Source organism: Flavobacterium sp. CG_9.1 (assembly GCF_015751645.1).
Classification (GTDB): domain Bacteria; phylum Bacteroidota; class Bacteroidia; order Flavobacteriales; family Flavobacteriaceae; genus Flavobacterium; species Flavobacterium xanthum.
Map to the genome: position 1 here is coordinate 1 of NZ_JADOVC010000013.1, position 21131 is coordinate 21131.

14 protein-coding genes and 1 pseudogene are annotated in these 21131 nt (G+C 35.2%); 9 read left to right on the forward strand and 6 right to left on the reverse strand.

All coding sequences use genetic code 11. From position 1 onward, the window contains the following. Positions 1-526: 526 nt before the first annotated feature. Both IWX83_RS08575 and IWX83_RS08580 read left to right on the forward strand, forming a co-directional pair. Positions 527-4813, forward strand: coding sequence for a PKD domain-containing protein (locus tag IWX83_RS08575; protein ID WP_196829035.1), 4287 nt, complete (start codon positions 527-529; stop codon positions 4811-4813). 17 nt (positions 4814-4830) lie between these two features. Then, complete coding sequence (locus IWX83_RS08580; RefSeq protein ID WP_196829037.1) at positions 4831-5832, forward strand: PorP/SprF family type IX secretion system membrane protein; 1002 nt, start codon at positions 4831-4833, stop codon at positions 5830-5832. A 113-nt stretch (positions 5833-5945) separates the two neighbouring features. On the opposite strand, the gene IWX83_RS08585 is transcribed toward IWX83_RS08580, so the two are convergent. After that, on the reverse strand, positions 5946-6815 hold the full coding sequence (locus IWX83_RS08585; RefSeq protein WP_196829039.1) for a DUF808 domain-containing protein: 870 nt from the start codon (positions 6813-6815) through the stop codon (positions 5946-5948). A 200-nt stretch (positions 6816-7015) separates the two neighbouring features. Here IWX83_RS08585 and IWX83_RS17210 point away from each other — a divergent pair. Next, positions 7016-7476 (forward strand): annotated as a pseudogene (locus IWX83_RS17210) (OsmC family protein). A gap of 139 nt (positions 7477-7615) precedes the next feature. Here IWX83_RS17210 and clpB read toward each other — a convergent pair. Beyond that, a complete protein-coding gene (clpB, locus tag IWX83_RS08590; protein WP_196829041.1) occupies positions 7616-10219 on the reverse strand; it encodes an ATP-dependent chaperone ClpB in 2604 nt (867 codons plus the stop codon). 143 nt (positions 10220-10362) lie between these two features. Between clpB and ytxJ the strand changes: the two genes are divergently transcribed. From ytxJ to IWX83_RS08620, 6 genes are all read left to right on the forward strand, one after another. After that, the gene (ytxJ, locus tag IWX83_RS08595) at positions 10363-10752 is read left to right on the forward strand and encodes a bacillithiol system redox-active protein YtxJ (protein WP_196829043.1); all 390 of its coding nucleotides are present in this window, start codon (positions 10363-10365) and stop codon (positions 10750-10752) included. Between the two features lie 431 nt (positions 10753-11183). Next, the gene (gene egtB / locus IWX83_RS08600) at positions 11184-12323 is read left to right on the forward strand and encodes an ergothioneine biosynthesis protein EgtB (protein ID WP_196829045.1); all 1140 of its coding nucleotides are present in this window, start codon (positions 11184-11186) and stop codon (positions 12321-12323) included. A gap of 15 nt (positions 12324-12338) precedes the next feature. After that, positions 12339-12620: a DUF427 domain-containing protein gene (locus IWX83_RS08605; protein WP_196829047.1), complete on the forward strand. Its 282-nt coding sequence runs from the start codon at positions 12339-12341 to the stop codon at positions 12618-12620. Positions 12621-12640: 20 nt separating this feature from the next. After that, complete coding sequence (locus tag IWX83_RS08610; protein WP_196829049.1) at positions 12641-14008, forward strand: mercuric reductase; 1368 nt, start codon at positions 12641-12643, stop codon at positions 14006-14008. A 4-nt stretch (positions 14009-14012) separates the two neighbouring features. Then, positions 14013-15506: a BCCT family transporter gene (locus IWX83_RS08615; protein ID WP_196829051.1), complete on the forward strand. Its 1494-nt coding sequence runs from the start codon at positions 14013-14015 to the stop codon at positions 15504-15506. A 49-nt stretch (positions 15507-15555) separates the two neighbouring features. After that, entirely contained in the window at positions 15556-16548 is a 993-nt protein-coding gene (locus IWX83_RS08620; protein WP_231379899.1) for an L-histidine N(alpha)-methyltransferase, read from the forward strand. A 246-nt stretch (positions 16549-16794) separates the two neighbouring features. Here IWX83_RS08620 and argH read toward each other — a convergent pair whose 3' ends face one another. The 4 genes from argH to IWX83_RS08640 form a co-directional block, all read right to left on the reverse strand. Continuing rightward, positions 16795-18075, reverse strand: coding sequence for an argininosuccinate lyase (gene argH, locus IWX83_RS08625; RefSeq protein ID WP_196829053.1), 1281 nt, complete (start codon positions 18073-18075; stop codon positions 16795-16797). Positions 18076-18220: 145 nt separating this feature from the next. Further along, the gene (locus tag IWX83_RS08630) at positions 18221-19291 is read right to left on the reverse strand and encodes a M20 family metallo-hydrolase (RefSeq protein WP_196829054.1); all 1071 of its coding nucleotides are present in this window, start codon (positions 19289-19291) and stop codon (positions 18221-18223) included. A gap of 84 nt (positions 19292-19375) precedes the next feature. Further along, entirely contained in the window at positions 19376-20161 is a 786-nt protein-coding gene (argB, locus tag IWX83_RS08635) for an acetylglutamate kinase (RefSeq protein ID WP_196829056.1), read from the reverse strand. Then, a complete protein-coding gene (locus IWX83_RS08640; protein WP_196829058.1) occupies positions 20151-21098 on the reverse strand; it encodes an N-acetylornithine carbamoyltransferase in 948 nt (315 codons plus the stop codon). The genes argB and IWX83_RS08640 overlap by 11 nt, the downstream gene beginning before the upstream one ends. Positions 21099-21131: the final 33 nt, after the last annotated feature.

A 21131-nucleotide genomic window follows, 5' to 3' on the forward strand; every position in this document is an offset into this window, starting at 1 on the left:
AATATGTCTGCAATCAAGTAAATGAAGGGGCTAAGAAAGTAATTAACCAAAACAAAATCATATTTAAACCTGACTTATTTTCTCAATAAAAAAAAAAGACTCAACAAATACAATACCTAACAAAGTATTTTTAAGTTTTATTCAAAACTTTCGGATAGCAGTGATTTAATTTTTATAAAGAATTGAAAATATTGTCAATTGAAAATAGCGATAAAGTTATCAGCTACTCAGAAAAATAGAATTTAGATTGAAACAAGTGTGTTTAATGGGTTTGTTGTAACGTAATATGGACAATTGCGTGTGTATTGCTATCTTTTTTACTTATAAGATATGTATTATAAAAAAAAACTAAATAATATGAATTGAAATCTTCATAAGTTCAAAAAAAAATAGATACTTTTGCGCCATAATTAACGAATTTTATTACGTGAGGAATCTTTATCTTCTAGCACATATCTTTTTTTTATTAGTGGCTGTTTCGGTTTTTGCAAATAGTAAAACAGGTGATCCAAGCCATGACAAAAAAATGCACTCTACAACTTATAAAATTGAATTAGTAGCGCCTGTTGTTACTTTTGTTTATAATAATGATGGTAGTTGTTCTGGTACTCCAATAACATTTACTTCAAGTATAAGTGGCGATGCTCCTTATACTTACCAATGGGATTTTGGAGATGGAGGTGTATCTACTGTTGCTAATCCCACTCATATTTTTACAGCTGTTGGTTGTGGAACTCAAAATTTCAATGTAAAACTAACTGTTACTGATCGCAACGGCGTGAGTACGTCCCTCACAAAAGTTGTTTTGGTAAAGCAAAAGCCAGATTTGAAATTTGTAAATTTAAATCCATCTTCAGGTACAGGTGCTCCTTTCGAAAAATGTGGGGATAATAATTCGGATCCTAGATATACAATTAATGTAGGGAATTCTTCCAGTTCAATTTCATGTATTGCCTCCTATAATATAGAATGGGGAGATGGGACTGTTGAAACAAATGTTACCTTTCCCAGAATGCATACCTATATGCGTTTAGGATCATTTAATATGATTATAACAGCTGTAGGTACTAACGGCTGTACTAATGCAATCACGTATGTAGTTAAAAACTCAAATAATCCAATAGGAGCTCTCATCGCTCCTGGTAATACTACTAATTTTTGTATTCCAGTTGCTCCAATGGATTTTGCTATAGGTTCGTGGGCACTCAATCCTTCAGACACGAATTATACCGTTAATTATGGAGATGGCACCATTCGAAATTATACTCAAGCCCAACTGGAAGCCTCTGTTTATTATAATAGGATCAATCCGTCTGCCTCCCAAAACTTTCCTATTCCGCATACTTTTACACGCTTCAACTGTCCTTCAGGCAACACTGTTGGACTAACCATAACCACTTCCTGTGGTAGTACTTTCCTAACTGCTGGTCCAATCATTATTTTAGATGTGCCTATTGTAGATTTTAGCGTTACTAATATTGCTTGTGCCAATACGTCAGTTTTTTTTAATAATAATACGATTGCAGGATATACTAATGACTGTAGCACATTTAATGTGTATACTTGGAATTTTGGTGATGGAACTCCAATTTCAAGACAGGTCAATCCTAGTCATGTCTTCACAACACCGGGGACGTATACGATTTCATTGTTTGCAGAAACACCTTGTGGTATAGGAAGAACGGTTACCAGAACAATTTGTATAGAGCCTATTTTACAACCGACTTTTACTTTTGCTAGAGCGTGTGCAGGAACAGATTTACAGATCACCAATACCACGGATACGCGACAAAGTTGTGGTACGGAAAGTTATTATTGGGAAATCACTAATTATTTTGAAGGCTTTTGTGGTAAAAGACCTGAGCAATGGTTTTTTACAAATGGTACCAACTCCTTTTCAAAAAATCCAGTGATTAATTTTGTTACGCCTGGGACGTATTATCTTAGATTAAGAAGCCGAAATTCCTGTGGAATCGACCAATATAAAACGGAAATAATTGAGGTTAAGAAAAAGCCAGTTACTACTTTAAATCCCATATCAGATTTTTGTAATTCGGCAACAATTAATCCTGTAGGCACAGTGGTAGAAAGTTGTGCTCCAAGTTCTGAACTGACTTATCTATGGAGTTTTCCAGGTGGAACGCCATCGTCCTCGACCTTACTCAATCCAGGATCCATTAATTATGCTGTAAGTGGAAATTATCAAGCTATTTTTAGTGTTTCTAATAGCTGTGGAACGAAAACTCAAACGAGAAATTTCTCGGTAAATACGGTATTGTCTCCTATCATATCACCAAAATCAGCCGAAATTTGTAGCGGTGGATCATTTCTAATTCGGCCTACTACTAATGGCACTGATAATGTTCCATCCAATACTACTTACACTTGGTCAAACCCTGTTGTGAATCCTTCAGGTTCGGTAAGTGGTGTATCTTCACAAGCATCACCTACAACGAGCATTGGTCAAACATTAATCAACACTACGAATAATCCAGCAACAGTAACGTATACCGTTTCACCTATCGCAGGGAGCTGTTCTGGGCCTAATTTTACGGTTACAGTAACGGTCAATCCATTGATAAATGTGGCTGAAACCATTAAAAACGCAACTTGTTTTGGGTCTGATGATGGTGCCATCAGTATTGCTGTAGCCGGCGGTATCCTTTTTGTAACAGGGCCATCCTATCTTTTTTCATGGACTGGACCTAATGGCTTTACTAGTACGAATCAAGCTATTTCTGGTCTGAAACCAGGTATTTATAATCTAAGAGTTATTGATAATGGTACTTGTCCTTTTACAAGAAGTTACACGGTTAGAGAACCAGATAAATTTAGTTTTTCTGGATTTAAAAATGATATATCTTGTTTTGGATTAAATGATGGAAAGGTTTCATTAACAACTACGGGTGGAACTCTGCCTTATGCCTTTGTATGGACTAGAAATGGAAACCCTCTTGCCACAACTGAGGATCTTAGTAATTTGTCTCCAGGAACGTACAAAGTAACCATTACGGAAGCGAACAATTGTGACACCTTGTCCGAAATTTTTACAATTATTGAGCCACCTTTGTTAGAGGTAGAACTTGTAAGTCAAGTGAATATTTTGTGTTATGGTGATTTTACTGGTGAAATTAATATAGTTACAACAGGCGGTAGAGCTACAGAAGTTGCACCTGGTGCTTTTGATTATAGATACAATTGGTCGGGACCAAATGGATACAGCAATACAAATCAGAATTTACGCAATGTAGCAGCCGGAACTTATAATTTAACAGTTACAGATAATTCTGGCTGTACAGATAACTTGCAAGTAATTTTACTTCAAAATAATGAAATACGGTTAGAGTTTTCAAAAACAGAGATAGCTTGTTACAATGATGCAAATGCTTCGATTACGATTACCAATATTACAGGAGGAATTCCTTTTGCAACAGGCAATCCGTACCAAATAAAATGGAGTAATTTAGGTACGGGACGTGTTCAAAATAATTTATCAGCGGGTACATATACCATCACAATTACAGACGCATTAAACTGTGAAAAAGCTTTTATTATAACCATTGGCAATGCGCCGGTTTTTACGATAAATCCAACTGTAAAGCAGATTTCATGTTTTGGAGCAAAAGACGCTTACATTCGATTGAATCTTATTGGAGGGAAAGCGCCTGTTACTTTAGTTTGGGAAGATGATCCAACCGCTGGTATAGATCGAAATAACATAGGACCCGGAAAATATACTGTAACCATTACAGATGGTAAATTTTGTAAAATTAAAGAAACTTTCCTCATTGTTGAACCTTTAATAATAGAATTACGAGCTGATGTTTCAAATCCTTTAAGTTGTTTGGACGCGAATACTGGAGCAATCAATTTGGTTGTAACTGGCGGCGCGCCTCCATTTACATATTCTTGGTCTAATGGAGCTACAACCGAGGATTTACAGAATCTTCCACCTGAAAATTACACCGTAACGGTAACGGATGCCAAGGGTTGTAAAAAATTGCAATCTTGGAAGATTATTCGATTCGAACAATTGACACCTACCATTGAAGTGCGTACTAATTTTGATTGCGCTACAAAATATGTGAAAGAAACATTTATAGGAAATGTCAAAGGAGGTGTTCCTCCATACCAATTAAGCTGGTCTGATGGTGTAGTTACCGGAGTGAACAATGAAATAATGAACACAAATAATAATGGCTTGATTATTTTTACTGTCACGGATAGCTTTGGTTGCACTGCAAATAGTACCTATAATGTAGCTACACCAGTTCTAGGTATAGCTAATTTCGAAACTAGTTCGTACGGAAATGATGTTTATGGTTTGTATTCAATTTTTGATCCGATACTATTCACCAACCTAGCCACGGGAGATTTTACAAAAATTTCATGGGATTTTGGTGATGGTAATTTTTCCGACGAGGAAAATCCAAAACATATTTATACTAGAGTCGGAACTTACACTATTAAGCAAACGGTTACGTATCCTTTTGGCTGTCAATATGTACATACGGCTACAGTGAATGTTGAAAAGGGGTACAGCCTAATAATGCCAAATGCATTTACGCCTAATAATGACGGTACAAACGATTCATTTGCTCCTGTATTCTTGGGGTTTATAGAAATGACTTTAGCGGTTTATGACTATTGGGGAAGTGTCATCTACAGCGAAACTGGGCAAACTATAAAAGGATGGAACGGGAAGGTTAATGATTTAGATGCTGAAAATGGGAATTACTTTTTTAAACTTAGCGCCAAAACATTTTACAACCACACCATAATCGAAGATGGTGCTTTCACATTAATTAAATAAAAGTAACGAATCCACTAATGAAGATTAAACTATTTATCATACTTATTTTGTGTTTCTTTTACTCCACATTAAGAGCGCAAGATCCCGTTTTTACGCAATATTTTCTAATTCCTGAAACCTTAAATCCAGGTTTTTCAGGCTTCATGGAAACCACCTACACCGGTATAATCCATCGAGAACAGTGGCCGGATTTAGATTTAAAAATTACTACAGACTATGCTTTTATCAATACTTGGAACGAAAGTATGAATAGTGGTTTTGGTATCAGTGTTTTAAATCAAAGAGAAAATGTTACTAATTATAATTTTTCGCAAGTCAATGCGAATTATGCATACCGAGTAAGAATAAGTGATGATTGGGAATTTAGACCTGCTATAGAAGTTGGGTTTGGGCTTAAATCATTTGCATTTCAAAATTTACTATTGGAAGATCAGATTAACATTAGATCAGGGATTATAAATACCAGCTCTATAGATCCACTTTTGTTAAACGATAAAGTTAGCTTTTTTGATGCTACAGCAGGGATGGTTTTTAATACTGAAAATATGTGGATTGGCCTGTCTATGAAGCACTTAAATAAACCAAATATTTCCTTCACTCAAGATGGTAATATACCGTTGAACACCTTTTTCTCTTTAAGCACTGGATATGAATTTTTATTGGCTAATTATATCGATGTTCAATTCTTTCCATATGCGACTAAAATGTTTGTAACTGCTAATTATATGCAACAAGCTCGTTATAATCGCTTGGATATAGGAACATCGATCTTATTCGAGAAAATGTTTTTTGGTGCTACTGCTGTAACGAACCCTGCTAAAAATGGAATCAATAGCCATTTGTTAACATCGGTTAACCTTTTTACCGGCTTGCAATACGATCATCTGCGATTAGGAGTCTCTTATGATTTAAATACTTCTAAAATTGGAAAAACGGGTGGTATTTATGAATTATCGTTAACCTATCAGTTTAACCTAGATAAAAAATGTTTTGGCTGTCCTAACTATACAGGCAGGTAAAGTAAAAGCAAATACTAGTATTTCTAAAAAAAAAAAACACCAGCTGTTGGACTGGTGTTTAGGTACTGTTTATAAAGTGCTGCGCTTCGCAAAACGTGTTTTTTTTGTGCGACTTACTTTTTACTAAAAATCTTTTTGAACACGTTTACGATTCCCAAAACAAGAAATCCAATTACGAGCCCGATTATAAATTCGGTTATAATAGAAGGTATTTGAGGTAAAATATGATGTAAAAAATCGATGTTATGTACAAATATACCTCCTGCTACTAATAATAGGGCAATAGTACCTATAACCGATAAACTTTTGATCACTTTAGGTAACGCTTGTACCATTAAATTTCCTATCGTTTTAGTAAAACTATTCTCCTTGGAGCTCACTTGCATTAGTTTTAAACCAACTTCATCCATTCGTACAATAAGCGCTACAATGCCATAAACTCCTACAGTTGCTATTATCGCAATGATGGAAACTACCACTATTTGAGATGAAATGGGTTTGCCAATGACAGTTCCTAACGCAATAATTACTATTTCTACGGACAAAATAAAATCAGTTACGATGGCTGACTTTATTTTTTCTTTTTCGAATGCTAAAATTTGCTCTTCTGTTAACGGCTCTAATGAAATTTCAGGTTTCAAATGGGCATGTGGAAAGAAGAATTCGTATATTTTTTCGGCGCCTTCATAAGCTAAATAAAGTCCGCCAAGGACTAAGATTATAATTACGGCAATAGGCAAAAATGCACTTAGAAGAAAGGCAATGGGCAAAATGATTACTTTATTAAGGAATGAGCCTTTTGCTATTGCCCAAAGAACGGGTAATTCTCTAGAGGACATAAATCCTGAAGCTTTCTCTGCATTTACAGCTAAATCATCGCCTAGAATTCCAGCTGTTTTTTTTGCTGCAATCTTACTCATAACTGCAACATCATCCATCATTGCAGCGATATCATCTAATAATGCGAAAAAACCTGATGCCATTTTTATTGTTTTAGTAACTGCGGTGAACTATTTTTTTATGGAAAAAATTTTGTTCTAGCGCTTTGCTTGTTTATTCCTGCGAATCTAAAACTTTTTTTAATTACTCTATTTATAAAATGGAGAAATTTTAGTTTCGGTTCACTCAAAACCTTTCTTTTTTAATCGTTCCGTTTTTAGTTACTTTTGAAATAAAAATAATTATGTGGTTCAAACACATTTTTAAAGCCAAATTAAACTGGATTTTTCTAAAAATCAGGAGTCGACCTATTCTAAAAGTCATTCCATATCAATTGCTAGCAAGGCTGTTCTGCTTGTCTCGGCTGCCAAAGCTTTCAAAGGCGATCCTAATTTGTACAATGCTGAAGATCTTTTATTAAGTAGTGTAGTTTCCTGTCACATGATGTCTCACTTATATGTTTGCGGCCAAAACGGTATTGATGTCGTTTTCTATACAGACTAAGCGGAGGTAACTCAGGAGGTTTTGGACGACGGTAGCGTACGTTTTATTGCCATTAAACTGAATCCGAAAGTTTGTATCAGCAGCAAAGAAAAAATTGAACTAGCACTTAGCTTGCATAAAAAAGCAAACTAACTCTGTTTTATAGCCAATTCGTGTAATTTTCCAATTCTGCATTTTCCAACTTGTGAATTTGTAAATTAATTGTAATGCGTTTTTGCGTAGTTTTTTTGGGCTAATTAAAAAACAGCAATTGAATTAGTCAGTTTTTTCCAGAAGAAGTTGGTCATAAAAAAAACCAGCCTTTCGACTGGTTTTCATAAGCTTAAATATTTCTAGATTTTTAATAAATTAATTCCGTTTGATTTCTAAATACTAATTTCCCATCAAAGGCATCAATCAAAACGATGCTTTCCGTGGTTATTTTACCAGATAGAATTTCCTTTGATAATTCATTGAGCACCTCTCTTTGAATGACTCTTTTCACTGGTCTAGCACCAAATTGCGGATCATATCCTTTCTCTGACAAATAAGCGATGGCTTCTGGAGTGGCGTCCATAGTGATGCCTTGCAGTGCTAGCATTTTGGTCACACTTTTCAATTGGAGTCCCACAATTTTGGCAATATTTTCCGTAGTAAGCGGTGTGAACATAACAATTTCATCGATTCGATTGATAAATTCAGGTCGTACGGTTTGTTTCAATAATGCCAATACTTCGATTTTTGCAGCTTCTGTTGCGGCTTCCACACCTCCCTTTAAATTATCAAATTTATCTTGAATAATCTGACTTCCCATGTTAGAAGTCATGATAATGATGGTGTTTTTAAAATCAGCTAATCGTCCTTTGTTATCTGTCAAACGTCCTTCATCCAAAACTTGTAGCAAGATGTTGAACGTGTCTGGATGCGCTTTCTCAATCTCATCAAGCAAAATCACTGAATAGGGTTTTCTACGTACGGCTTCAGTCAATTGCCCACCTTCGTCGTAACCTACATATCCCGGAGGCGCACCAACTAAACGGCTCACACTGTGGCGTTCTTGGTATTCACTCATATCAATTCTGGTCATGGCATTTTCATCATCAAATAAATATTCAGCTAAGGCTTTTGCCAATTCCGTTTTTCCAACCCCAGTTGTGCCTAAGAAAAGGAATGTTCCTACCGGTTTTTTCATGTCTTGTAATCCGGCTCGGCTTCGGCGTACGGCATCACTCACGGCTTCAATAGCTTCTTCTTGACCTACGACTCTGAAATGCAATTCATCCTCCAGTTTCAATAGCTTTTCACGTTCTCCTTGAAGCATTTTCATCACGGGAATTCCGGTCCATTTAGCCACCACTTCGGCGATATCTTCGCGGGTAACTTCTTCTTTAATCAAGGATGTTCCTGACTGGTTTTCTTGCAATTGTTTTACAAGAACGTCTAATCTTTCTTGTGCTTCTTTTATTTTTCCGTATCGAATTTCGGCTACCTTACCATAATCGCCTTCGCGTTCTGCACGTTCTGCTTCGTATTTAAAATCTTCAATTTCAGTTTTAACTCCTTGGATGTTATCGACGACATCTTTCTCAGATTTCCATTTGGCGTAAATTTCGTTCCGATCTTCTTTGAGATTTGCCAAATCCATTCCTAAAATTTTGAGTTTGCTTTCGTCTTTTTCTCGTTTAATAGCTTCGATCTCAATTTCTAATTGCATGATTTTTCGATCTAAAACATCGAGTTCTTCGGGTTTAGAGTTTATTTCCATACGCAGTTTTGAGGCTGCTTCATCCATCAAATCAATTGCTTTATCAGGAAGAAAACGATTCGTAATGTACCGTTGCGATAATTCGACAGCCGCAATAATAGCATCATCTTTTATTTGGACTTTATGATGGGTTTCGTATTTTTCTTTGATACCTCGTAAGATCGAGATAGCACTTTCGGTATCTGGTTCTTCGACAACTATTTTTTGGAAACGTCTTTCGAGTGCTTTGTCTTTTTCAAAATATTTTTGGTATTCGTCCAATGTTGTGGCACCAATAGCACGTAATTCGCCACGAGCCAAGGCGGGTTTCAAAATATTAGCGGCATCCATAGCGCCTTCGCCACCGCCAGCGCCTACTAGCGTGTGGATTTCGTCAATAAATAAAACGATGTCACCTTCGGCAGCAGTTACTTCTTTTACCACAGATTTTAATCGTTCTTCAAATTCTCCTTTGTATTTTGCACCAGCAATTAGAGCGCCCATATCAAGAGAATATACAATTTTGTCTTTTAAATTATCAGGAACATCTCCATCTACAATTCTATGCGCTAATCCTTCGGCAATGGCAGTTTTCCCCACTCCAGGTTCACCCACCAACATTGGATTATTTTTAGTTCTTCGTGTTAGAATTTGCAACACGCGCCGAATCTCCTCGTCCCGACCAATAACAGGATCGAGTTTTCCAGCCCGAGCTAATTCGTTGAGGTTTTTGGCGTATTTGTTTAATGAATTATAGGTTTCTTCGGCAGAGGCAGAAGTTACCCGTTCTCCTTTTCGCAATTCCTCTATTGCAGCTTTCAATCCTTTTCCAGTCACCCCTTGATCTTTCAATATTTGGGCAGCCTTTGTTTTGGAATCAAAAATGGACAAAATCAAATGCTCGACAGAAACGAATTCATCATTCATTTTTTTGGCTATAATTTCCGCTTCATTTAGCGTGGTGTTTGCCGTTCTGGAAAGCATTATTTCGCCACCAGAAACTTTAGGAAAACTCTGAATGGTGCTATCCAATATTTGGAGAAATAAGGGGACATTTACATTGAGTTTTTTCAAAATAAAAGGAGCTACATTCTCATCTACTTCAAAAATGGCTTTAAAAATGTGCTCATTTTCTATTTGTTGCTGGCCATAACTTTGAGCCAATTGTTGCGAAAGTTGAATGGCTTCCTGAGATTTTATTGTAAATTTATTTATGTTCATGATGCTAGATGCTTTGGGGTTATTTGACTAACTTTGTATTCAATAATCAATTTATATTCCATTACAATAATACAGACAAATTGACGGAAATTTCATGATTTTTATCATGTTTTAAAGTCAAAATTTCTTAAAACAAGACAATTATGAGTTTTTTTAAAAATATGTTTACTAGTTCAGATGATAAGGATTCCAATGAAAACAAAATCAACTGGATTGAATTAACTGATTTGGGGCAGTTGAATGAAATTATTACAATTTCGAATGAAAAACCAGTAGCAATTTTCAAACACAGCACGCGTTGTAGCGTGAGCAGAATGGCGTTGAAGCAATTTGAAAAGGAATTTGATTTATCAGATAAAGTTACGCCTTATTTTTTAGACTTAATAGCGCATCGTGATATTTCCAATGAAATTGCAAATCGTTTTGGAGTGACACATCAGTCGCCACAATTGCTTTTGATTAAGGATGGAAAAGCTATTTATACTGTTTCGCACAGCGATATTAATGCGGAAGCTTTAAAAGATAAAGTATAGTTCTTAAAAACTATAGCTAGCAAGCCACGAATTCATTAATTATTAATTTAATTAGTGAATTCGTGGCTTTTTAGATTAAAATTATAATAAACTTCAGTTATTATTTTGCTGTTTAAATCCTTTTTTAAAAAGGTTTTTTTGCATTTAAACGTGTTCTTTTACTTCTATAAATTGTATTGCTATTTCTAAGTAGCTTTAAAAGTATAATCAAATTTTTACAGGCAATAAATTAATCAAATACATGTTCTTCATTATTCTAAAATCTTCGCTTACCAAAATTCCTAAAAACAAAATTTATACACCTTTTCAGAGTTAAACAGTCAGGAAATTAAATCGTAATTATATAAATAATACTTTTAAAAATGTAATTTTAAAGGAGACTTATTGTGTTAACTTACATCTAATTAAGTTAATATGTAATATGGGATCTTATGATTGATCGTTTTTTAAGGATAAGACAAATTTCAGAACAGCTTTGCAAACCTTTACTTATCGAGGATTATTCGCTTCAAGCGAGTGAATTTGTATCTCCTCCAAAATGGCATTTAGCTCATACTACTTGGTTTTGGGAAGAATTTGTGTTGACAAAATATGTCGAAAATTATGTTCTTTACGATGAGGATTTTCATTTTTTATTCAACAGCTATTATAATAATGTAGGTAAACGTGTTTTGCGTCCTGCGCGGGGTTTAATGTCTAGGCCTTCGGTTGCAGAAGTCTATAACTATAGAAAGTATGTCACTGATGCTATGGTCGCTTTTTTAAATACAAATCCAAAGAAAGAGATTTTAGCTATTATCGAAATTGGTATCAATCATGAGGAACAACATCAAGAACTTTTGGTTTACGACATTAAATATATCCTAGGAAACCAACCTACTTTCCCCGTATATCAAGATAGTTTTAAAACTAAAGTTGAAACTCAAGCAGCTGATTTTATCAAGATTAACGCTGGTTTATATGAAATAGGGTATCAAGAACAGGGTTTTTGTTTTGATAATGAGTTAGAGAGTCATAAAGTATATGTAAATGATTTTGAAATTAGTAATACGCTAGTTACCAATCAAGAATATTTAGATTTTATTTTGGCTGGAGGCTATAAAAATTTCAATTTTTGGCATGATGACGGCTGGAGTTGGATAAATAGCAATAAAATTGAAGCGCCGTTATACTGGTACAAAATCGATGGTGAATGGTGGAATTATACTTTGAATGGTTTAGAGAAAGTAGTTCCTGGTGTGCCTGTGATGCATATTAGTTTCTATGAAGCTTTTGCCTATAGCCAATGGAAAGGTTACCGTTTACCAACCGAATTTGAGTGGGAAATTGCCAGTGATAAATTTCAGTGGGGGCAACTTTGGGAATGGACAAATAGTGCCTACTTGGCTTATCCAGGATTTAGTAAAGCACCCGGTGCGCTGGGAGAATACAACGGTAAGTTTATGGTCAATCAAATGATACTTCGAGGTGGATCGGTAGCAACTCCTGAAGGACACAGTCGAAAAACATATCGCAACTTTTTTCCTCCAGATATGCGTTGGCAATTTGGCGGTTTACGATTAGCAAAATAATTAAAAATTACAAGTATGAAAGCAATATTTAATAATATCGTGATTGCTCAAAGTGAGCATCCTGTGGTGATAGAAGGAAATTATTATTTTCCGCTAGAAAGTGTAAATAGTGATTATTTGAGCGAAACGAGTCATCGTTCAACTTGTCCCTGGAAAGGAGAAGCTTCTTATTACACTATAAAAGTTAATGATGAAGTTAGTGAAAACGCGGCTTGGTTTTATAAAAATCCTAAAGATGCGGCTAAGGAAATAAAGAATCATGTAGCATTCTGGAAAAACGTGTCGGTTAAGGAATAGATTTCTAATTTATAATGCAGATGAAAAAGTTTGATTTTATAATTATCGGTAGCGGGCAAGCGGGAGTACCTTTGGCATTTAGCCTATCAAAAAAAGGAACGGTAGCACTTATTGAAAAAAGTTTTTTAGGTGGAACTTGTGTCAACAATGGCTGCGTTCCTACAAAAGCGTATGTGGCCAGCGCACGCAGAATATGGGATAGCTTGCATGGTGAAGAAATGGGAATCGAGATTCCAGCTGGTGCAAAAGCTAATCTTGAGAAAATAAAAGCTCGAAAAGATACTTTGGTAAAAGGTTCCCGAGAAGGAATTGAGAAAAGTATTTCTAGCAATGATAAGATTACTCTTTTTAGAGGTGAAGCTCATTTTATTTCCAATTATGAAATTGCGATTAACGATGATAAAATTACTGCAAAGCAAATCTTTATAAATGTGGGAGCAAGAGCAATTATTCCCAAAGAGTTTTCGAAGGTAGATTATTTAACCAATGTCGAAATTTTAGAGCTAGCAAAATTACCTGAGCATTTAATAATTATTGGTGGCAGCTATATTGGATTGGAATTTGGTCAAATGTTTAAGCGTTTTGGCACCAAAGTAACAATTATTGAAAGCGGGGATCGACTCATTAGTAAGGAAGATGAAAATGTAAGCGACGCAATTGCCACAATTTTACAAGAGGAGAATATAGCAATAGAGTTCAATGCGAAAGAAATAAACGTGACTCAGGATGGTACTAAAATTCTATTAAAAATAAATGGAGCCGATAAAGAAATTACTGGCACTCATTTACTGCTTGCTGTAGGTCGGGCACCAAATACCGATACTTTACAGTTAGAAAACACCTCGATTATGTATGATGAGGAAGGATATATTACCGTAGATGATTATTGCAAAACTAACACAGCAGGTATTTTTGCGATAGGCGACTGTAACGGAAAAGGTGCGTTTACGCATACCTCTTACAATGATTTCCAAATTGTAGAGGAGTACATCCTTGGAGATGAAAAAAGAAAAATTAGTGACAGAATTACTACGTACGGATTGTTTATTGATCCACCATTAGGAAGAGTAGGGATGACAAAAGCCGAAGCTAAGGAGAAAGGTTTCTCTATTTTAATTGGGCAAAGGCCAATGGATAAAATAGGTCGCGCCAAAGAAAAAGGAGAGACAAAAGGGTTTATGGAGGCGATTATTGATGCTAAAACAAATCAGTTTTTAGGAGCTTGCGTTTTAGGTGTTGGTGGTGATGAAATCATTAGTGGAATTACAAATTTAATGTATGCAAAACAACCATACACGATCTTCAGAGATGCAATTCATATTCATCCTACAGTTAGCGAACTTATACCTACCATGTTAGAAGACCTACAACCAACCACTAAAGAATAATATTTTGATTACAAAACTGTATGGTTATATTCGACCCAATAGCTTATTATTTTATGGGTCAATTTTTAGTTTTTTTTTCTTTCTGACTGGTTTATTTGCACCAGCATTTTTAACGCAAGTGTTGAATAAGGTAAACCAAAATTTATTAACTGTCTTTGGCACCTATTATTTATGGGTTGGCTTGATCACCGTTGTTGCAGCTGTAGTTATTTTGTTTCTGCCTTTGCGCAAGCAGCGTTTAGGAGATGAAAAACCCGGTTTTTCTTATTTCAGTTGGGTTGCCCTTTTGTATAGTACTGGCATGGGTTCGGGATTGTTGTTACGAGCAGTTCAAGAGCCAACTTACTATCTCAATAATCCTCCGGTTGCCACCGCTAATAGTAAGGTAACGGCTTTACAATACACTTTTTTTCATTGGGGTTTTACACCTTGGGCTATGTACAGTTTATTTGGTTTGATTGTGGCTTACAATCTTTATGTAAAAAAAGTGCCTAATCTATTAGATGCCATTGTGCCTTATGCTAAAAGTAAAATTGTAAAATACATTGCCTCAATATTCATTATATTGATTACAATAACGGGTGTTATAGCTTCATTAGGATTAGGAACTGCACAAGTTGTGAATGGCATTGAATATACTTTTAAAGTCACTTATGGTACTAATTTTTTATTACTAATGGTTGTTTTTATTGGAATTGTAGCAACCTATTCGGCATTGACAGGAATAAACAAGGTGATCAAATTTTTAGCTGATTTCGATTTTACATTTTCAATTATACTTATGCTGTTTATTGGTTTTTTTCTGAATTTTAACACTTTTTTGTATCAAACTGCTTTAGCTTTTTATAATTATGTAATTCATTTTTTCGAAATGAGCTTGTCATTTGGAAGCTATAAAACTGCCCCGAGCTTTACACAAGAATGGACCGTTTTTTATTGGGCTTTTTGGTTAGCTTGGGTTCCATTCACTGGAATTTTTATCGCTAGAATATCTAAAGGTAGAACAATAAAAGAGTTTTTAATCACCACTATTTTTATTCCAACACTAGCTACCGTAATATGGTTTTCCGTATTTGCAAATTCGGCTTTCGATATAATTACCACAGATGACAATACACAATTTAATGATGTTTTCAGTTCATTATTTGTTTTTTTAGAGCATTTTCCATTTCATTATATTACCTTTTTTATCGCTGGATTATTGGTGCTTATTTCTATAATAAATTCTGTTGATTCGGCCATATTCGTATTAGGAATGTTCAGCGATAATGGAAACGAAAATCCTTCTAAAAAGCATAAACTGGGATGGGGATTTATAATTACAGCTACCGCTATTGGACTTACCGCTATTGGAACTACTGAACTACTTAATGGGATTAGCAATTTATTGGTCATTATGGCTCTGCCTTTTAGCTTTTTATATGGCTATATCATTTTTATGTTTTTTAAAAATACTATTGTAAAGAAAAAAGCGCTCAGTGATAGATACAAGTCTTGAGTTTATACTTTAAGCATTTCTCATTTTTAAAAATTGATATCAAAACCAGATGAAAGAGACAAACACTATGAACAAAATAGAAAATACTAGTACTATGATTGACCAACTTAAAAAAGAAGTTGATCACGGATTAAGCACTGTAGAAAAATTCTTGCCTTCAAAATATTTTTATGATAAATCAGGAGATGCTCTATTTGTAAAAATCATGAATTTACCAGAGTACTATGTAACACGAGCGGAGCATGAAATTTTTAAAACGCAAACCTACGCAATTATAAAAGCTTTGCAACTCGACCCTGATATCTATTTTGACCTAATAGAACTTGGCGCGGGAGATGGTTTAAAAACTAAAGAACTTTTGAGAGAACTAGACCGATTAAACTATAGGTTCGATTACATGCCAGTAGATATTTCGCAAAGCGCTCTAGACAACTTAAAAGTGGATGTAAACAAGGAATTACCTAGCCTATCAATACAGAAAAAACACGGTGATTATTTTGAGGTTTTAGAATTATTAAAAGAAAATAAGCATCCAAAAGTGATTCTGTTTTTAGGATCGAATATTGGAAATATGTCTGATGACGTTGCTACTGATTTTTTGTCGAAATTAAGTGATAATTTACAAAAAAAGGATAAGTTATTTTTAGGAGTGGATTTAATTAAACCGGCCTCCATAGTGCTTCCTGCTTACAATGATAGCCAAGGAATTACAGCGGCTTTTAACCTAAATTTGCTAGATAGAATAAACAGGGAGTTAGAAGCCAATTTTGATTTACAATTTTTTAAACATCAACCTGAGTATAAAGAGAGCGACGGAATTGCTAAAAGTTATTTGGTTAGTACCAAAGCGCAACAGGTTTACATTGCTAAAATCAATAAAAGTTTTGATTTTTTCGAAGGCGAAAAGATATTGATGGAAATATCCAGAAAGTATAATGATAGCATTCTAAACTCCATTTTAAGCAAAACTGATTTTATAATCAAAGGTAGAATAACAGATAGCAAAGCGTATTTTGCTAATTATATTTTAGAACGCAAATAAAAGGGAGAATTGCATAAATGCAGTTGTTAAATTTGCAAGTTGAAAAGCTCTTTTTTTAGTTTAAATGTAATCTAGTTTTACTTTTTTAAAGTTGATTTTGTTTGCTTAACCAAAAAAGTTTTCAAGCGATATATTTTGATTTCGTTTCTATAAATAGCACTCGTAAAATTTAGTTTCGTTTTGAAGTTATAAATGAAAAAAGCACTGTTATTTATAGTGCTTTTTGATATGATGAGGTTATTACTTCTAATAGGCTATCTTCATCTTTTCTTTTATTTCTGTTAAACATAAATTATTGATACTTCCTTCGTGCGTGTGTCTGGTTTCTTTAGGGGCTTCAAAGGTTCCGTTTTTCAGTTGTTCCGCGACCGCCTTGTAAGCATCTCTAAAAGGAATTCCCGCCACAACCATTTCGTTTAAGGAATCTACAGTAAACAAATAATCGTATTTTTTATCAGCCAGAATGTTGTCTTTGACTTTGATGTCTTTGATTGCAAAAATCGCGATATCTAAACACGCTTTCAGGTTTTGGATGGCTGGAAACAATCCTTCTTTCAACAACTGTAAGTCCCTGTGATAGCCACTTGGAAGGTTATTTGTTATTAATGTGATTTCGTATGGTAAGGCTTGAATCTTGTTGCATTTCCCGCGAATCAGTTCAAAAACATCAGGATTTTTCTTGTGAGGCATAATACTTGAACCCGTCGTAAGATGCGAAGGCAAAGTGATAAAATCAAAATTCTGACTCATATACAAACAAACATCCATTGAGAATTTAGACAAAGTTGCTGCGACGGTGCTCATGGCAAAAGCAACTATTTTCTCTGATTTTCCGCGACTCATTTGCGCAGCAACTGAATTGAATTTTAAAGTTTCAAATCCCAATTCTTTTGTGGTGAAAGCTCTGTTGATTGGAAAGGAGCTTCCGTAACCTGCTGCTGAACCTAAGGGATTTTGATCTACAATTTTTAAGGCGGCATTCAACATTGTGATATCATCAATCAATGTCTCAGCATAAGCGGAAAACCACATTCCAAAAGAAGATGGCATTGCAATTTGTAAATGCGTGTATCCTGGCAAAAGCACATTTTGATGCTTTTCAGCCAATTCCATGAGCAAATCAAAAAGACCTTTTACTTGTGATTTAAAGTCTTTTACAACGTCTTTTAGATATAAATTCACATCTACTAATACTTGGTCGTTACGAGAACGAGCGGTGTGAATTTTTTTCCCCGCATCACCTAGTTTTACCGTCAATAGATATTCGATTTTAGAATGTACGTCTTCAAAACTGTCTTCGATTTCGAAATTTCCATTTTCGGCATCTTTTATAATTTCTTCTAAAGCCAAAACCAAAGAAACGGTTTCAGAGTCTGTTAAAAGACCTATTTGGCCTAGCATTTTTGCATGTGCAATAGAACCTAATGCATCATATTTGGCTAGAACTAAATCCAGCTCTCTGTCGTTTCCAACGGTGAAATGTTCGATTTGCTTATCGGTTGGTATTCCTTTTTCCCAAAGTTTCATATATGGATAATTAGATTTTTAGACTTTTTAGATTTTTAGCCCCGATAGTAGTGGAAATCCTTTTATTTTTTTCTTTAAAAAATAAAAGATTGCAACGTATAGCGGGATTAGCTCCTGAAAATAATCAGGATAAATCCAAATTATTTTATTGTTTGAAAAAATCAGTTAGTATTTTGATATACAATTGAATTCCTTCTTCTATTTCGTTTATAAATATAAATTCGTCTGCCGAGTGTGACCGCAGGGTTTCTCCAGGTCCTAATTTCAAGGATTGACAGCTCAAAACCGATTGATCTGAAAGGGTAGGCGAGCCATAAGTAGTTCTTCCCAGTGTAATTCCGGCTTGTACTAATCCGTGTGTAACAGAAATCGAAGATGCGTTTAAAATCATCGAACGCGGATTGATTTCGGCAGTTAAATGTTTTCTCACGGTGTCTAAAATTTCCTGATTGTTGTAACAATCATTCACTCGAATATCGACAACCAGGTGACATTCGGCAGGAACTACATTGTGTTGTTTTCCGGCAGAAACCTGTGTTACGGTCATTTTTACGGGACCTAAAACTGCTGATATTTTTTCGAATTGGTAGCTATTGAACCATTCCATAATAGGTATCGCCTTGTAAATAGGATTGTCAGGATTATGGTGTGCGGCGTGACTGGCGGTACCTTTTAGGATAACATCGAGGACCAATAACCCTTTTTCGGCTACAGCCAATTGCATTAATGTGGGTTCGCCTACAATGGCACAATCCAATGTTGGTAAATGTTTTAGAACGCTGTTTAATCCATTTTTTCCACTACTTTCCTCTTCAGCAGAAGCGACCATGACTATATTGTACGGCAGATTTTCGTCCCAATAAAAATGTACAAAAGTCGCTAAAAGGGATACCAGACAACCGCCGGCGTCATTACTTCCTAGGCCAAACAATTTACCGTCTTTGACAATAGCTTCAAAGGGATTGTTAGTATATCCTTGATTCGGTTTTACCGTATCGTGGTGCGAATTGAGCAAAAGTGTTGGCTTAGACTTGTCAAAATTCTTGTTGTAAGCCCAAACATTATTATTTTCTCTTTCGAAAGGAATATTGTTTTGTTTAAACCAATTTTCGATTAAAAGGGCTGTTTGATCTTCTTCACTTGAAAAGGAAGGCGTTTCAATCAGTGCTTTTAACAGCGAAATGGCTTCTTGTGTAAGGGTTTGTATGTTTTTCATATTTATTTTAGCCACAGATTCACAGATTTTTTAAAATTGACAAAGAAATTTTTTCCAAATCGGTAAGACTTGTGTTTTACTTTTTTATAATTTGATAGTTGTACAAATTTCCGATGCATTATGCAACATCCTGTGATGTCCAATTTTTATTTTTTGAACTCCTTTGGACAAGCTGTTGAAACAGTTGTCTAATTTAGGAATCATACCAGAATGAATCGCTTTTTCGGCTTTTAATTTGGAATACAATTCTTGATTGATGTTTTCAATTACGGAAGAATCATCCTCAGCATCATATAAAACACCGGGTTTTTCGAAGCAATAATTCAAAGTGACATCAAAAACGGTTGCTAAAGCAATGGCTAATTCGCTTGCAATCGTATCCGCATTTGTATTTAATAATTGCCCTTTTCCATCGTGTGTTATTGCACAAAATACAGGAACAATCTCATTTAAAAGCAACGTTTCCAATAATTGGGTATTCACTTTTTTTACATCACCCACAAAACCATAATTGATTGTTGGGTGGTTTCTTTTATTCGATTGAATTAAATTCCCATCTGCCCCAGAAAAACCCATGGCATTGGTTGAATTTGCTTGCAATTGAGCAACGATATTTTTGTTGATTTGACCTGCATAAATCATTACAACTACATCAAGCATAGCGGCATCGGTGATGCGTCTTCCATCAATCATTTGAGGAACTAAACCAATGCTTTCGGCCATTTTAGTAGCTGATTTTCCGCCACCGTGAACCAGTATTTTGTGCCCTTCAATCGCAGCAAAATGAGATAAAAATTGTTTTAATTCCGTTGGATTATCAATAATGTTTCCACCAATTTTAATGATCGATACCGGTTTTTTATTTTCCATTTTCCAATATTTTTTGTAACACTAATTGTACCGCATACGTTCTATTATTGGCTTGTTCAATTACAATTGAATTCTCACTGTCAATCACTTCATCCGTTACAATTACGTTACGTCTTACAGGCAAACAGTGCATAAATTTAGCATTATTGGTCATTTTCATCTTCTCTGCAGTAACAGTCCAATTGGGATCAGAATTTGTAATTTGACCATATTCCTTGTAATTACTCCAGTTTTTCGCATAGATAAAATCGGCGTTTTCAAAAGCCTTATCTTGGTCGTATTCAATCTTGGAATCTTTCGTGATTTCAGGATTCAATTCGTACCCTTCAGGATGCGTAATAACAAAATCAGCTTCTTGTAACTGCATCATTTCCACAAACGAATTGGCAACTGCTTGAGGCAATGCTTTAGGATGTGGTGCCCAAGTTAATACCACTTTTGGTCGGTGCGCTGTTTTGTGTTCGGCCATAGTTATCGCGTCCGCTAAGGATTGCAAGGGATGTCTTGTGGCACTTTCCATATTTACAATTGGGACTGTAGCGTATTTTAAGAATCCAGAAAGTACGGTTTCGGCATTGTCTTTTTCTTTGTCTATCAATCCTGCAAAGGCTCTAATAGCAATAATATCGCAATATTGAGAAACGACTTCAGCGGCTTCCTTAATATGCTCTGATGCACCTGAGTTCATGACAGCACCATCTTCAAATTCTAATGTCCAGCCCTCACTGGTAAAATTCATGACCATAATGTTCATTCCTAAATTCAGCGCGGCTTTTTGGGTACTCAAACGCGTTCTTAAACTGGAATTGAAAAACAACATTCCAAGCGTTTTGTTCTTTCCCAGTTTTTTGTTTTTAAGTGGTTTTTTCTTAATTTTCAAGGCTTGCTTCACCCATTTTTCAAGTGAATCTATATTTTGTATGGATATGTAGTTCATTACAGTTAAGAATTGTGAATTATGAATGATGCG